Source organism: Micromonospora sp. NPDC050495 (genome assembly GCF_040655175.1).
In the GTDB taxonomy this organism is placed as follows: Bacteria; Actinomycetota; Actinomycetes; order Mycobacteriales; family Micromonosporaceae; genus Micromonospora.
The window spans coordinates 21,422-34,976 of sequence record NZ_JBFAJK010000005.1 but is presented as its reverse complement, the minus strand read 5'-3'; the positions used below and the strand labels follow the sequence as shown (position 1 = coordinate 34,976).

Annotated in this window: 15 protein-coding genes; 10 read left to right on the top strand and 5 right to left on the bottom strand. The window is 69.5% G+C overall.

Annotated elements, in window-relative coordinates; translation table 11 throughout:
* The first annotated feature begins 13 nt into the window (after positions 1–13).
* Together AB0I11_RS08195 and AB0I11_RS08190 are read left to right on the top strand one after the other, a co-directional pair.
* Positions 14–1,018: a hypothetical protein gene (locus AB0I11_RS08195; RefSeq protein ID WP_357315283.1), complete on the top strand. Its 1,005-nt coding sequence runs from the start codon at positions 14–16 to the stop codon at positions 1,016–1,018.
* Positions 1,015–1,833 (top strand): hypothetical protein, encoded by an 819-nt coding sequence (locus AB0I11_RS08190; protein WP_357315280.1) that lies wholly within the window; start codon positions 1,015–1,017, stop codon positions 1,831–1,833. Before AB0I11_RS08195 ends, AB0I11_RS08190 begins: the two co-directional genes overlap by 4 nt.
* A gap of 78 nt (positions 1,834–1,911) precedes the next feature.
* Here AB0I11_RS08190 and AB0I11_RS08185 read toward each other — a convergent pair whose 3' ends face one another.
* The 3 genes from AB0I11_RS08185 to AB0I11_RS08175 all read right to left on the bottom strand — a co-directional run bounded on the left by AB0I11_RS08185 (position 1,912) and on the right by AB0I11_RS08175 (position 6,881).
* Positions 1,912–4,989, bottom strand: coding sequence for a DUF3427 domain-containing protein (locus AB0I11_RS08185; protein WP_357315277.1), 3,078 nt, complete (start codon positions 4,987–4,989; stop codon positions 1,912–1,914).
* A 138-nt stretch (positions 4,990–5,127) separates the two neighbouring features.
* On the bottom strand, positions 5,128–5,646 hold the full coding sequence (locus AB0I11_RS08180) for a flavoprotein (protein WP_357315274.1): 519 nt from the start codon (positions 5,644–5,646) through the stop codon (positions 5,128–5,130).
* A complete protein-coding gene (locus tag AB0I11_RS08175) occupies positions 5,643–6,881 on the bottom strand; it encodes a helix-turn-helix transcriptional regulator (protein ID WP_357315271.1) in 1,239 nt (412 codons plus the stop codon). Before AB0I11_RS08175 ends, AB0I11_RS08180 begins: the two co-directional genes overlap by 4 nt.
* A gap of 534 nt (positions 6,882–7,415) precedes the next feature.
* Between AB0I11_RS08175 and AB0I11_RS08170 the strand changes: the two genes are divergently transcribed.
* Complete coding sequence (locus AB0I11_RS08170) at positions 7,416–7,682, top strand: DivIVA domain-containing protein (RefSeq protein ID WP_357315268.1); 267 nt, start codon at positions 7,416–7,418, stop codon at positions 7,680–7,682.
* Positions 7,679–7,933, top strand: coding sequence for a hypothetical protein (locus AB0I11_RS08165; protein ID WP_357315264.1), 255 nt, complete (start codon positions 7,679–7,681; stop codon positions 7,931–7,933). Before AB0I11_RS08170 ends, AB0I11_RS08165 begins: the two co-directional genes overlap by 4 nt.
* A gap of 135 nt (positions 7,934–8,068) precedes the next feature.
* Here AB0I11_RS08165 and AB0I11_RS08160 read toward each other — a convergent pair whose 3' ends face one another.
* On the bottom strand, positions 8,069–8,773 hold the full coding sequence (locus AB0I11_RS08160) for a VOC family protein (protein WP_357315261.1): 705 nt from the start codon (positions 8,771–8,773) through the stop codon (positions 8,069–8,071).
* Positions 8,774–9,020: 247 nt separating this feature from the next.
* On the opposite strand from AB0I11_RS08160, the gene AB0I11_RS08155 reads away from it, so the two are divergent.
* From AB0I11_RS08155 to AB0I11_RS08135, 5 genes are all read left to right on the top strand, one after another.
* Positions 9,021–9,449 carry a hypothetical protein gene (locus AB0I11_RS08155; RefSeq protein WP_357315259.1) on the top strand — a complete coding sequence of 143 codons (429 nt, stop codon included), beginning with the start codon at positions 9,021–9,023 and terminating at the stop codon, positions 9,447–9,449.
* Between the two features lie 23 nt (positions 9,450–9,472).
* Entirely contained in the window at positions 9,473–9,670 is a 198-nt protein-coding gene (locus AB0I11_RS08150) for a helix-turn-helix transcriptional regulator (RefSeq protein ID WP_255352245.1), read from the top strand.
* On the top strand, positions 9,667–10,644 hold the full coding sequence (locus AB0I11_RS08145) for an NAD(P)-dependent alcohol dehydrogenase (RefSeq protein ID WP_357315257.1): 978 nt from the start codon (positions 9,667–9,669) through the stop codon (positions 10,642–10,644). The genes AB0I11_RS08150 and AB0I11_RS08145 overlap by 4 nt, the downstream gene beginning before the upstream one ends.
* Positions 10,645–10,674: 30 nt before the next feature.
* Positions 10,675–11,358, top strand: coding sequence for a hypothetical protein (locus AB0I11_RS08140; protein ID WP_357315254.1), 684 nt, complete (start codon positions 10,675–10,677; stop codon positions 11,356–11,358).
* Between the two features lie 151 nt (positions 11,359–11,509).
* Complete coding sequence (locus tag AB0I11_RS08135; protein WP_357315251.1) at positions 11,510–12,127, top strand: IS607 family transposase; 618 nt, start codon at positions 11,510–11,512, stop codon at positions 12,125–12,127.
* A gap of 29 nt (positions 12,128–12,156) precedes the next feature.
* Here AB0I11_RS08135 and AB0I11_RS08130 read toward each other — a convergent pair whose 3' ends face one another.
* Entirely contained in the window at positions 12,157–13,026 is an 870-nt protein-coding gene (locus tag AB0I11_RS08130) for a hypothetical protein (protein WP_357315248.1), read from the bottom strand.
* A gap of 34 nt (positions 13,027–13,060) precedes the next feature.
* Between AB0I11_RS08130 and AB0I11_RS08125 the strand changes: the two genes are divergently transcribed.
* The gene (locus tag AB0I11_RS08125) at positions 13,061–13,543 is read left to right on the top strand and encodes a transposase (protein WP_357315245.1); all 483 of its coding nucleotides are present in this window, start codon (positions 13,061–13,063) and stop codon (positions 13,541–13,543) included.
* The last annotated feature ends 12 nt before the right edge of the window (positions 13,544–13,555 follow it).

Sequence of the window (13,555 nt, the reverse complement as noted above, 5' to 3'; positions counted from 1 at the left end):
AGGAGTCCGGGTAATGCTTATATCGACGACCGCCTGGTTGGCCGTGACGGAAGCCGGTGTCGTGCTCATTCCGCGCGACGCTGACCGCGTCGAGCTGACGTACGGCAACACCCGCGCCACGCTGACCGTCATTGCGTCCCCAACCCCGCTGAGCCCTCGTGACATCGCTGCCCTGGTCAGCCGCCATGCTGAACCTTGTCTGATCATCGTTCCGGCGGCCACGCCCGGCGTTCGAGAAGCAGTGGAGGCGGCGGGCTGGTCCTGGTTGGCCGAGGGCGGCCAGCGGATTGCGGGTGTGCTGCACATCGGCAGGGAGCGAATCGTCCTACAGCCGCCGGCAGAAGCGGCTAAGCGGTCCGCCAAGCCCGGCCCGGTGCCGTGGGGCACCTTCACCCTGGTTCGCCGGATGATTCAGCGTCCGTACGCCAGCCAGCATGAACTGGCCGCCCTCGCCGGCGTCTCCCAGCCCCGGGTGTCCCAGGCCCTGCGTGCCCTTGCCGAGGAGGAGATCGTGCACCGCACGTCGAACGGGTGGACGGTCCGGGACATCGATGCGGCGATCCGGTGGTGGTTGGGGAGCTATCCCGGGCCGGGTGGGATCAGCACGTACTGGTACGGCTTGCCGCCAGTCGTTGAGCAGGCCCGGGCGGTGGTCGAGTTGGTCGCGGCAGCCGATCGGCCCGGCGTGGCGGTATCCGGAGACGTCGCGGCTGACATCATCGCTCCCTGGCGTGCCCCGGCTCGCGCCATGCTCTACGCCCGTACCGGCGTGGACCTGGCCGGTGCGGGCTTTGTCCCCGCAGGCGAGGAGGAGGCAACGCTCGAATTCACCGTGCCGAAGGACCCCGGGCTGTGGCAGCCGTCCGTGGAGGAGGTAACGGTCGGTCTTCCCCTTGCCGACCCACTGCAGATCCTCTGGGACGTGCGGCGTTCGCCGGGCCCGGACAGCGAGGAGGCGGCGCAGCGCGTGTGGGACGCGCTCCGCCGCCGTCACCGTGAGCGGGGGTACGCGGCATGACCGGGCCGATGCCGGCGCGTCCGGTCCCGGCCGAGCCTCGACCTGTCTCCCTCGTCTCCACCAGCCGGGCCGCCGACGCCGGATTTCTGACGCTCGGGGACCTGGCCCACATCACCACCTCCCTTGACCTGGACTACCGGATCGTCGGTGGCCACATGGTCACGCTGCTCGTGGCACTGCACGGGGTCTCCGCGCACGTGCCGATGCGCGAGACCGCTGATGCCGACTTCGCCGCGTTGCCCACCGTCATCGCCGACCCTCGCCTCCCGGCAGCTCTCATCGAGCGCGGCTACCGATCCCGGGAGGCAGCCAACCGGTTCGCGCGCGACACGGACGATTCAGACGGCCAACTGAGCCTGGTGATCGACATCCTCGCGCCGTCGTACCAGGGCGCGTTGGTGCCCAACCAGCGCCACGGCGGTCTGGTGGTCGACGAGGTGCCCGGCCTCATACTCGCCCTGCACCGCCCCGCCGAGCTGCTGGACGTCCGCGTCCAGCTCACCAGCGGTGTGGACCTGAGCCTGCGCCTCGCGCTCCCGGACGTGACGTCCGCGCTCTGTCTGAAGGCCCTCGCCTACCGGGGCCGGTTCGCCGCCAAGGACGCGGTCGACCTGTGGCGGCTCATCCACGCGGCGTACGCCGCCGGGTTGCGAGCCGCTGACTGGCCGACCAGCATCACCGGGCGCCAGGCCGCCGACGTGCTGCACCGGTTCTTCGGCACGCCCGCAGCGGCCGGTCTCAAGCAGATGTCTGCCAACTCTGCGGACCGGACGCGGATGCAGGCCCTGGTCCGGCAGGTGGTGTCGGCCAGGTAGTCGCTGGGCTCAGCCGAGTTCGACGAGGGGACGGTTGAGGTGCGCGGTGGCGAGCAGCGACGGCGTTCCGACCGTTAGCTAAGCGGCGATCGCGCGGGCGGCTGCGTACATGTCGGCGGGCAGGGGACGGGCCAGCTCCCAGATGATCCGCATCGGCCGCTCGCCGGTGTGCTCCCGATACGCCATCGGCCCGGCATACAGGTAGGCGGGCACACCCATGTTTCCCTCGGCCACCTTGGTTTCCCGCACGAACAGGTGCACCGTCGACCCCTGCTTTTCGTGGTGGATGTACCGCTGCCCGGTTGCCGACGCAGCGGTCGTGGTGCTCTGCGACTCCCACTGAAACAGCGTTTCGGTGACCGCCCGGTCCGCGTACATCGTGGTGGGCGAGTAGTGCTGCTCGGATTTCAGCAGCGTCACGAAGAAGATGTCGGCCCGCTCGTCGGGCAGCCACTTCACGCCCTCCCGCAGCGATCCCGGGTTCGGCATCCCGAACGCCGCGCACGCCTCGTTGCGGCTGTACCGGGCGTGCACCCGCAGCGGCACCCGCCCCAACCCGACCGGCTCGGTGACCCGGTGAATCCGCTCCCGCAGCACCCCCGCGACCTGGCGTAACTCAGCGCACCGCGCGGGCTCGGCCCAGAGCTGCGCCAACCGTTGCTCTCGCTGCGACAGCGGCACGTTCGGCCCCCACAGGCTGAAGTGCAGCATGTCCAGCAGTCGACCGTCGGGCACCGGACCGCCGGCCGCGACCTGCTCCCACAACGCCAGGCGGTCCGGGTCGTCGGTGTGCAGCATGCGTCCGATCGCCCTCGCCAGCTCTCGGTCAGCCGACCCCGGTGTCGAGGTCTCCACACCAGCGAGCCGCCGTAGGCCGGTCCAGCCGCCCAACGTCGCAGAGCGGTACACGTCCTCGATTTCCAGGCCGGTGTCCCGCAGGAACTCCGACAAGGAGACGTCCCCGAGCTGTCGTAGCTCGGCGACCATGCTGTTCTTTGACGACGGGACCGCCCGCTCCAGGTTGCGGAGCACGACCTCCTTGGCCACCCGATCCAGCTCGATGTGGCACCCGCTGGGAAGCGTCGGGAAGCCCTGCTCAACCGCGTCGTACACCTCGCGGCGGCCGACCCCGGCCAGCGCGCGCCAGCGCAGGTCGAACCGGAAGTTGGCGTGCTGCCCGCCGATGAAGTCGAGCACCGTCAGGCAGGGCTTGTCGTCGTCCAGGCGCAGGCCACGACCGAGTTGCTGAAGGAAGATGGTGGCGCTTTCGGTCGGCCTCAGCAGGAAGATCGTGTCGACCATCGGCAGGTCGACGCCCTCGTTGAAGAGGTCGACGGTGAAAAGCACCCGCAGCTTGCCGCTCTTGAAGTCGCGAAGCAGTCCTTGTTGCACTGGCCGACCGACTTCCGAGGTAACCGCGGCCGACGGCACGCCGTGGCGGTTGAACCACTCGGCCATGAAGACGGCATGCCCGATGCTCACGCAGAACCCCAGCGCCCGCATCCGACGGACGTCAGCGAGGCGCTGGGCGGCGCGCAGCACGAGCCGTGCCCGCGCTTCGTTGCCGGTGTAGACGTTCTCCAACTCGCCCCGGTCGTAGCCCTGCCCGCGCTTCCACGCGAGATGCGACAGGTCCACGTCGTCGTGCAGCCCGAAGTAGTGGAAGGGCGCCAACAACTGCCGGTCTAGCGCTTCCCGGAGGTGCAGTTCCACGGCCGCATGTCCGTCGAACCACCGCCGTACGTCGCGGCCGTCGGCTCGATCGGGGGTCGCCGTCAGCCCCAGGAGTACGCGCGGTCGCAGCCACTCCAGGAGGTGGGCGTACGTCTTCGCCTCGGCGTGGTGGAACTCGTCGACGATCACCATGTCGAAGGCATCGGGGTCGACGTCCTGCCGTTGCAGCGACTGGATCGAGGCGAAGACGTGTCGCCACCGCGTCGGCCTCTCCCCGGCGACCAGCCGCTCGCCGAAGCTGCCGTCGCCCATCACCTGCCGGAACGTTGACCGGCTCTGCCGCAGGATCTGTTCCTGGTGCGCCACGAACAGCAGCGAGTCCACCTTTCCGACCTTGTGCAGCCGGCGGTAGTCCAACGCGGCGACGACGGTCTTGCCGGTGCCGGTAGCCATCACCACTAGGTTCCGCCACCGGCCGTGCACCTCACGCTCGGCGGTCAGGTCGTCAAGGATCTCCCGCTGGTACCCGTACGGCCGGACCTCCAGGTTCGCGATCTCCGTGGCGTCATCGCCGGCGGTTCGCTCGCCGCGCAGCGCGTGCCCGAGACGTTCGCCATCCCTCGCCGGGTCGTACGCCTCGAATGCCGGATCGTTCCAGTAGTCCTCGAACGTCGCGGCGAACGTATCGATGACATGCGGTTGTTCGACGTTGGAGATCCGGACGTTCCACTCCAGGCCGTCGACCAACGCCGACTTGGAGAGGTTGGAGGAGCCGACATAGGCAGTGCTCATCCCGTTGCTGCGGCGGAACAGCCAGGCCTTGGCGTGCAGACGGGTAGTCCTGGTTTCGTAGGACACCTTGATCTCGGCGCCCAACTCGGCGAGACGGTCCACCGCACGCTGGTCAGTGGCGCCCAGGTAGGTGGTGGTGATGACGCGGAGACGACCACCGCGCGCCGTCAACTCGCGAATGGCGGGTTCGATCAAGCGGAGGCCGTGCCATTTGATGAACGCGCACAGCAGGTCGACGGAGCCGGCCGACGCCATTTCGTAGCTGACCTCGTGGCCAACCCGCGGCTGATGACGGCCGTTGACCAGAAGGGCGCCAGTGGCCAGGGGAGTGGCGGGACGCTGGGGGAAGGCCGGCAGCGCCGGTGGTGTGGGCGGCGCGGCAATCGCATACAGCAGCCGGTGGGAGTCGGCGACCTGGTCATCCCGGGTAACGACGCGAGGGCCGGCGGCGGCGATGCTTGCGGCAATCCGGTTCGCCAGCTCGACCTGCCTCTCTACCTTGTCGTCGCCCCCGGGCACGGCGAGCAGGGCACGACGGACGAGGGCCGAGATGTGACGGGCGAGGACGTCGTGTGCGTCGCCGGGATCGAGCTGCTCCTGCTGGATCCGGACGGCATCGAGGTGCCGGAGCTGTCCCGCAACCTGCTGAGTGATCAGATGTTCGTAGATGCCCTGATCAAAGTCCGTCACTCAGAAGAGCTAACCAGTCGTGGCCTGGTCGCGCCGCCCCTTCACGGGTTGAATCCGACTACGACAGACGAACGGTCTCCATCATCCGGGCCACGGGGCCATCGCCCCCTCGTCCCAACCGGGCAGGCCGGCTGGCGGCTACCGCTCAGCGGAAACGTTCGTCGCCGTCGGTGAGGCGATTTCGTTGGCGATCTCTTCCCACGTCATGTCCGCGCGCAGCGGATGAACCTTCACCCCCGCCGCTGTCAGCGTCCCAAGGTGTGCTGCGTACGCGGGATGAGCGGCGAGTTCAGCCTTGACGTTCGGATACGCGTAAACGGTGATGTCCGCAGCCAGGACCTCATTCAAGATGCCGAGCGCTGGGGTGTCATTGATTCCGAGCGCCCACTTGTTCATCACGTTGAAGGTGGCCGGTAGCACGGCGACGACATCGGGGGGTGGATGCGGCTCCGGATCGCCAGGCATCCGCCACTCCGCCCGCACCGGGTGCCCCGTCTGCCGCGTTAGTTCCCTTCGGTCGACCCACCTCGCCGCGGTCGGCGTGGCAGTCACGCAAACCGTCCAGCCGTCCTTCAGGAGCAGGTCAATCAATTCACCGATGCGCAATACCGGAGGAGCGGCACAGACCACGAGAGCGAGCACCTTGCGTTGAGTCATGCCGACAATCCAGCCCGCTCCGCCAGCGCCCGTAGCCCGGGCGTGACGGTCCGGCGTTCCCGGTTCAGCAGGTCAAGCACGAGCGAGCGTGCCTGCACGTTGACGTAGATCGCCTCGGCACCGACCCGCTCGGCTTCCAACAGGTGCAGGACCGAGACCGAACTGTCGCCGCAAGACAGCAGGGTTGCTGCCGCCAGGTCGACGTGCACCTGCGCCCGCCGACCGACGAGCACCGCTGGCATCCGTGCGGTGTGGAGGCGTGCGCCGATGTTGAGCGCCTGCTCGGCGTAACCGGCCTGAACGGCCACAGACACCGCATGGATGGCAACGTTCGTTGGCCCGAACCCGGTCCACAGCCGATTGCCGTCGGAGCCCAGCACCGCCGCCAGTTCGTCAGCCCGCCTGATGAATCGGCCGGCTTCCGTGCGGTCACCGTTTCCCGCACGCATGACCGCAGCCAGGAGCAATAGCGCTCCCTGGGCCGACAGCATCTCGGGGTCCTCAGCGGGGCCCAGTCGGTTGACGCTGGACAGCACGATCTGTTCGGCCTCGGCCGCCCTTCCGGGCAGCCGCAACAGCCCGCATGCCGCCTGATAGGCCGCAACGGCTGTCAACGCCTGGTCGTGCGCCAACCGGGCGGCGGTGGCCGCCCGATCGGCGGTCAGCAGGGCGGTGCCACCGTCGCCTACCTTGGTCGCCAGCTTCGAGGCGGCGATGTAAGCGGCAGCGAGCAGCCGAAAGGCTCTACGGCGGTGCAATCCAGTGGTCTTGGTTGTGAGCGCAGTGGCGCGGCCGAGCACGTCGGGCAGCAGCCGGGAGGTGGACGTGTAGTTCGCGCGCTGGTAGAGGTTGTGCACTCGACCGACGGCCAGCCGTACCTCGGCATGGGATGGGGCCGGTCCGTCGGAGGTCGCCAGGTAGCTGGTGAGGAACGTCCGGAGGCCGTCCGTGAGCTCCTGGCGAGCGGCGCCAGAACCGGGCCGGTGAGTGTCTTCTCCCATGGTCCGCCCTCGATGTGCTGCCAGCGACACGTCGACGAGCATGTCATCGAGCTGTTCGAGCGTAACTCCCAACGCGGAGGCGATCCGCGTGCGATGCCACGGCTGGGGATTCGTCTCGGCATTCTCCCAGCGGACCACCGTAGAGCGATCTACGCCAAGAAGGTCGGCCAGGCGCTCCTGGCTGTAGCCGAGAGCCTTGCGCCGCTGGCAGAGCCGGTGTCGCTTCAATGCCACGCCCGATCTCCCTCCGTCCTGCCGCCACTCTAGTAACAGTCCGTCTACGTGGCGGGCACGCAGACGCCTCACTTCTGCGTCACTGAGGCCCCTCGCACGCTGTGGTTCTTCCTCGGCCGGGACACGAGGCTGGTCGCATGACCCGGGGCGGATGCTGGCTCCGGCCGCGTCGTTTTCCGCTACGGTCGCGGCCGTCCCCGTCCGCCCCGGCGCCACTCACGCACCACGACGGCGGAGGCCATCACCCATGTCCGACATACTCGCTGACTTTCCCGTGCTCACTCCCGTCCCCGACGAGGACGTGGCCCTGGCTGCACATGCGGTACGCGTCCATGCGCCGGAGCCGTGGCCGCACGGCCTGCTCTGCCGCAACGAGCGGGTGCCGTACCCCTGCCGACTCGCCCGCTGGGGACGGGCAACCCTCCGCGCCGCGGGCTTCAACGATGACCAGGTTGGAGCGGTCGTCGGGTCCGCCGGACAGGGCGCGGCTGCCCACGCGGGGTCGGGTTCCCGGTTGCCGGAGATGTCTTAGCCATGATCTACGGAACGCGTGGACGACCGCAGGCATATCAGGTCCGCGTCGCCACCTTCGACACCCGCTGGCGTGGCCTCGACCCCGAGCAGGTGCACGCCTACCTCAACCGGCTCGCCGACGAGCTCGACCGCCTGCACCGCGAGCTGACCACCGCCAACACCGAGGCCGAACGCATCCGCCAGGCCCTACGCCAGTGGCAGTCCCGCCACACTGCTTGCCGCTTCACCGACCCGGACTGGTCACCGAACAGCCGGTGGCAGCGATGACCGCACCCCACTGGATCATCCACCTGCCCACCACCCTGACCAGCCAGGACGCCGCCACCGGCCTGGCCGCCGCGCTGCGCGACTCCCTCGCCCACGTCACCGCGTTCGACTTCGGCGAGACCACCCTCAGTGAGGAGGACAGCCAGCACCTCCGCCACCGCGTCTGGTGCGACGCCCGGCTCGACGACGGTCGGCGCTGCGGCCTGCGCGAGGGCCATCCAGGACCGTGTGGGGCCCTACCAACCAGGTGACGTCCGAGAACGCTCGACGCCGACAACCCCGGGGGTACGAAGGAAGCCCTCGTCCTGGCCCTCAAGCCCCGCTTCAACCGGCAGGTGCCGAAGCCTCCCTGACGGGCCGGCTCAGTCGCCGTAGCGTCGCTCCGGTCAGTTCCGTCGGAGGCAGAACTCGTTGCCGTCCGGATCCGCCAGCACGACGGTGCCGTCGTCAGCGACCTCGAGCCGACTGGCCCCGAGAGAGAGCAGCCGGTCGACCTCCGCCTGCTGGTCGCCACCGGCCGGGGCGAGGTCGAAGCGCTGCCGGTTCCGCCCCTGCTTCGGGGCCACGGGTGGGCCGCCCCACGCGACCTTCGTGCCGCCGTGCGGTGACTGGATCGCGGTCTCCTCGTTCTGGTCCCACACCAGCGGCCAGCCGAGCGCCTCGCTCCAGAACAGGCCGACGCCCCGGGTGCCGTCGCAGCTGAGTTCCCCGAGGAAGCCGCACCCGGCGAGGTAGTTGTTGCCCGGCTCGATCACGTCGAACTCGTAGCCCTCGGGGTCGGCCAGGACGATGTGCCCCTCCTCGGGGCGCTGCCCGACGTCGAGGTGACGTGCGCCGAGCCGCAGCGCCGTCGCCACCGTCTGCTGCTGGTCGTCAGGGCTGGCGCTGGTCAGGTGGAGGTGCATGCGGTTCGGCCGCACCATCTCCGCGCCGCCGCGGGCGAACCGGAGACCGAGCTGGGTTTCGGGTCCCGGCAGGAGCGCACCGCCGGCGTCCTCGACGATCTCCCGGCCGAGCATGCCGGCCCAGAACCGCGCCACGCGATCCGGATCGCGCGCGTCGAAGGTCACCGAGAGGAGTCGCGAAGTCATCGCCTCACGCTAGGCGCGGGCCGGCGGGGCGACAACGCCATTTTGGCCGGCCCCCGACCCCGGCCGGTGCGACCGGGCCGGCCCCGGACCCCGGACCCCGGACCCCGGACCCCGGACCCCGGCCCCGGTGCGACCGGGTCGGCCCCGTCGCCGGCTCCCGCACCCACCCGATGTAAAAGTTTCTAGACACGGTGTCAAAGACGCCTTACTCTGGACGTGTCAAGAATTCTTTACGTCGGGAGTCGGTATGACGCACGAGGAGAAACGCGCCTGGACGATGCTGGTGGTCAGCGTCGTGGGGTACGCGGTCTACGCGGCGGTCGTCCTGAGCCGGGTCGACGGTGGGCCGCTTCCCGCGACCCCGTACGCCGGCATTCTGCTGTGGACGGTCGGCGGCGCCATCGTCGCGAACATCGTGGCCGAGATCGCGATGGGCGTGGTGAGCCCGCGGGCGTCCCGCGTCAAGGACGTTCGCGACCGGGAGATCGGGCGGCTCGGCGACCATGTCGGCCAGGCGTTCGTGGTCATCGGCGCGGTGTCGGCGATGCTCATGGCGTTGGCCGAGTGGGACTGGTTCTGGATCGCCAACGTCATCTACCTGTGCTTCGTCCTGTCGGCGGTGGTCGGCTCCCTGACGAAGGTGATCGTCTACCGCACGGGTGTCCCGCAGTGGTGAAGCCGACCCAGGTCACCAACACCATCCGCGCACTGCGCTTCGCGCATGACGAGATGACCCAGGCCGAACTCGCCGAGCGGATCGGCGTGACCCGGCAGACCGTCATCGCCATCGAGCAGGGCCGCTACTCGCCCTCGCTGGAGATGGCGTTCCGGATCGCCCGGGTGTTCGGCGTACGGCTCGACGACGTGTTCCAGTACCCCGAGGAGGCGGCACCATGAAGGCCATCGTCCAGGACACCTACGGCCCGGCGGACGTGCTCCAGCTCCGCGACATCGACCGGCCGGCCATCGGCGACGAGGATGTCCTCGTCCAGGTCCGCGCGGCCGGGGTCGACCCCGGAGTCTGGATCTTCATGGCCGGCCGCCCCTACCTGGCGCGGCTGGCCAGCGGGTTGCGCCGGCCCCGGGTGCCGGTGCGCGGCCGGGACCTGGCCGGGGTGGTGGCCGCGGTCGGCGCCCGGGTGACCCGGTTCCGGCCGGGCGACGAGGTGTACGGCACCAGCCTGCGCGGCTCGTACGCCGAGTTCGCGAGCGCGCCGCAGCGGCGACTGGCCCGCAAGCCGGCCAACGTGTCGTTCACGCAGGCCGCCGCGCTGCCGGTCTCCGGGATGACGGCGCTACGCGCCGTACGAGACAGCGGCGAGGTCCGCCCGGGGCACCGGGTGCTGGTGATCGGCGCATCGGGCGGTGTCGGGTCCCTGGCCGTGCAGATCGCCACGGCCTACGGGGCGACGGTGACCGCGGTCTGCGCGCCGGCCAAGGCCGATTTCGTCCGCTCCCTCGGTGCCGTGGACGTCCTCGACTACACGAGCGAGGAGGTCGACCGCGACGGTCCGGTGTACGACGTGGTCATCGACACCGGCGGTGACCGGCCGTTGTCGCTGCTGCGGCGTGCGCTCATCCCGCACGGGACGCTGGCGCTGGTCGGCGGCGCGTACGCCAAGGGCCCGGTGCTCAGCGGCTATGACCGGCAGATGTTCCGGGCGCCGCTGCTGTCCCTGTTCGCCGGCCAGCGGCTCCGCAGCGTGAGCGCCGTGGAGCGGGCCGAGGACCTGGACGAGCTACGGGATCTCGTCGAGTCCGGCGCGCTCACCCCGGCGGTCGACCGCACCTACCCCCTTGCCGAGGCAGCGGACGCGATCCGGCACCTCCGGGACGGGCACCCGGCAGGAAAGCTCGTCCTCACCATCTGACCTGCTGGTGGTCGCCGCGCCGGACGGCAGGTGGGCGACGGCCGTGCGGCTTATGCTGCGCCAGTGCGCGCCCCGGCTCCCACCATCGGTTCCGCCCGGCCACGGCTGGCGGGGCTCGTGCTCGCCGCCCTGATGCTGGCCGCCTGTGGCTCGCCTCCGCCGGCGCCCGGCATCGCCCCCACCGCCATCGCGGCTCGGACCCCGCAGGATGCTTCCCACACCCCGGCTCACCCCGATCCCTCCGCCTCCGTCATCCGCTGCGAATGGCTCGGCCCCGCCGGCCGGTACGACCCCGCCTACTGCCAGCGGGTAGTGGACGACGAGCGGATTCGTCGCAGGCTTACCGTCGAGCAGCGGGCTGAGGCGGAGGCGGCGGCCGAGGCGGTCGGCCGGGCGATCGACCGGATGACGTTCGGCTGTGCCGAGCCGGTCACCCAGGAATGCCTGGCGGAGCAGGCCCGCCGACGGATGTTTCCGCCCACCGACAGCCCGGAGCAGGCCACCGACCGGGTCCGGCGAGCGATCAGCGCCGCCGGTTACCCCGACATCGACGTACGGCAGGCCCAGCCCACGGATCCGGCACCCAGGGACGCCATCGTCTACGCCGTGCGAGCCGGCGGCGGTTGCGTGGTGGGCCACCTTGCGACAGGCGGCCGGGGCGGCGGGCAACGACGCGTGCTCGGCACTCTGCCGAACGGTCAATGCCTCGCCTGAGCAGCGTCGGCGCGTCGACCGGCCGGGCGGCAGCGCCAGCGGCGGGCCCGGGACTAGGGTCTCGGTTGGCCGCCAACACGGCGGCTGGCCGACACGGGGAGCAGCTACAAGTGGTTGCTTTCCTTTCTAAAGCTGTCCATGATCGACTGTCGTGGGCAGCGTCTATCGGATCGGCGAGTTCGCTAGGCGGGTGGGCCGCTCGATGAGCACCGTGCGCCGGTGGGAGGTGGAGGGCCGGATCACGGCCCGTCGTCTGCCGTCCGGGCAGCGGTGTTTCGACGATTCGGATGTGCGCAGGGTGCTGCAGCCGGGCTTCGACGCCGTCCGGCGGAAGGTTGTGGTGTACTGCCGGGTGTCGTCGCCGGGTCAGAAGGCCGATTTGGCCTCGCAGGTGGCGGCGATGCAGCAGTTCTGCCTCGCTCGCGGTCTGGCTGTGGACGAGTGGGCCAGCGAGGTCGGCGGCGGGATGGATTTTCGCCGCAAGAAATTCCTGGCGTTGATGGACGAGGTCGACCGGGGTGAGGTGGCCACGCTGGTAGTGGCGCACAAAGATCGGTTGGCCCGGTTCGGGTTCGACTTGCTGGAGCATCTGGCGGCGCGTGGCGGCTGCGAGATCGTCGTGGCCAACCAGGAGTCCCTGTCCCCGCAGCAGGAGTTGGTCGAGGATCTCCTGGCCGTCGTGCACACCTTCTCGTGCCGCCTGTACGGTTTGCGCCGCTACGAGAAGGAACTCAAAGGGGCGGACCTAACCGTGGGGGATGACCGGTGAAGGTCACCCGCATCTCCTACTCGGCCCGGCTAAATCCGGGCAAGTACGCCGCCTTGGTGGAGCAGGCCCGCCGGTTGGGCCGGGTGCGCAGCGAGGTGTGGCAGCGTTACGGCTCGATCGCCGGGGTCGGGTCTGGGTTGACAGACCGGCAGGTTCGGGACCGGTGGCTGGCCGACGGCACGCATGTGCAGTTCGCCGTGTTGGCGAATGCGTGGAAGGAAACCGTCCGCGACGCCATGGCGGACATCGCCGCGAACATGGAGGCGGCCAAGGTCGACGTCCGGCGGACGATCAGCCGACGCACCAACGATCCGGCCGAGCGCAAACGAATGTTCACCGCGCTGAAGGCCGACCAATGGGCTGACAATCCGTTCCTGGCCCGGCAGATGCGCAAGCATTGGAAGCGTGGCTACAACCGCACGCACGATCAGATCGTGGTGCGCGCCGACAAGTACAACACCGCCGTCGATGGGCAGGGACGGTTGTGGCTGGCGATTCCCGGTCTCGAGCCCCGCAAGATGGTCAGGATCCCGCTGTCCACGACCGTCGCCCCGACCGGGACGCTGCGCCTGATCCTGCGCGGCGCCCGAGTCGAGGTCCACTACCAGATCGACGCGGCGCAGATACGCTCGTCGCAGCGACCGTGCGGCGAGGCGACGATCGGCGTGGACAAGGGCTACACCGAAGCCCTGACCGACTCCGACGGCCAGCACCACGGTGCAGGGCTCGGCGTGCTGTTGTCCAGTGAGTCGGATCGGTTGAAGGAACGTAACCGGCGTCAGGCGAGGCTGCGCTCGATCGCGAACAGCGCTGCCCTGCGCGGCGACCACGCGAAAGCACACCGGATCAAGGTCAACAATCTCGGCGCGGTGAAGCGGGATCGGCAGGCGGCTCGGCATCGGGCGCGGGTGCGTACGGAGATTTTCACCAGCGGTGCACGAGGTCGTGGACAAGGCCGGCACCGTGGTCGCCGAAGACTTGACCAAACGCTTCACCGGCCGCAAATCGCCGAGCAAGAACATCAACCGGCGTCTTGCCGCGTGGACCAAAGGAGTCACCGCCGAGGCCCTGACAAGCGTGTCGGAGCGCAGAGGTTCTGCGCTCGTGCACGTCAACGCCGCCTACACCTCACAAGCCTGTCACCGCTGCGCTCGGTTCGGCCGACGCAGTGGGGACCGGTTTCACTGCACCTCGTGCGGGGTGGTGTGGCAGGCCGACGTGAACGCCGCGATCAACATCCTGCACCGAGCCGGCGACCCCGACATCGCCCTGCACACCCCACACCACAAGGTGAAGCAGATCCTGCAGGACAGGACCGATCGCCACCGGACCAGACTGCCGGTCCAGGACTCCAGCCCAGCCACCGCCGGGCGGAGAGCGAATTATCCGAACCGCTCAACTATGAGCAACAAGTAGGAAGCAGGTGTC

Coding starts and splice junctions, on each gene's coding strand:
- AB0I11_RS08195 (WP_357315283.1), top strand. CDS start 14: ATGCTTATATCGACGACCGCCTGGTTGGCCGTGACGGAAGCCGGTGTC.
- AB0I11_RS08190 (WP_357315280.1), top strand. CDS start 1,015: ATGACCGGGCCGATGCCGGCGCGTCCGGTCCCGGCCGAGCCTCGACCT.
- AB0I11_RS08180 (WP_357315274.1), bottom strand. CDS start 5,646: ATGACTCAACGCAAGGTGCTCGCTCTCGTGGTCTGTGCCGCTCCTCCG.
- AB0I11_RS08170 (WP_357315268.1), top strand. CDS start 7,416: ATGATCTACGGAACGCGTGGACGACCGCAGGCATATCAGGTCCGCGTC.
- AB0I11_RS08165 (WP_357315264.1), top strand. CDS start 7,679: ATGACCGCACCCCACTGGATCATCCACCTGCCCACCACCCTGACCAGC.
- AB0I11_RS08160 (WP_357315261.1), bottom strand. CDS start 8,773: ATGACTTCGCGACTCCTCTCGGTGACCTTCGACGCGCGCGATCCGGAT.
- AB0I11_RS08155 (WP_357315259.1), top strand. CDS start 9,021: ATGACGCACGAGGAGAAACGCGCCTGGACGATGCTGGTGGTCAGCGTC.
- AB0I11_RS08145 (WP_357315257.1), top strand. CDS start 9,667: ATGAAGGCCATCGTCCAGGACACCTACGGCCCGGCGGACGTGCTCCAG.
- AB0I11_RS08130 (WP_357315248.1), bottom strand. CDS start 13,026: ATGCCGAGCCGCCTGCCGATCCCGCTTCACCGCGCCGAGATTGTTGAC.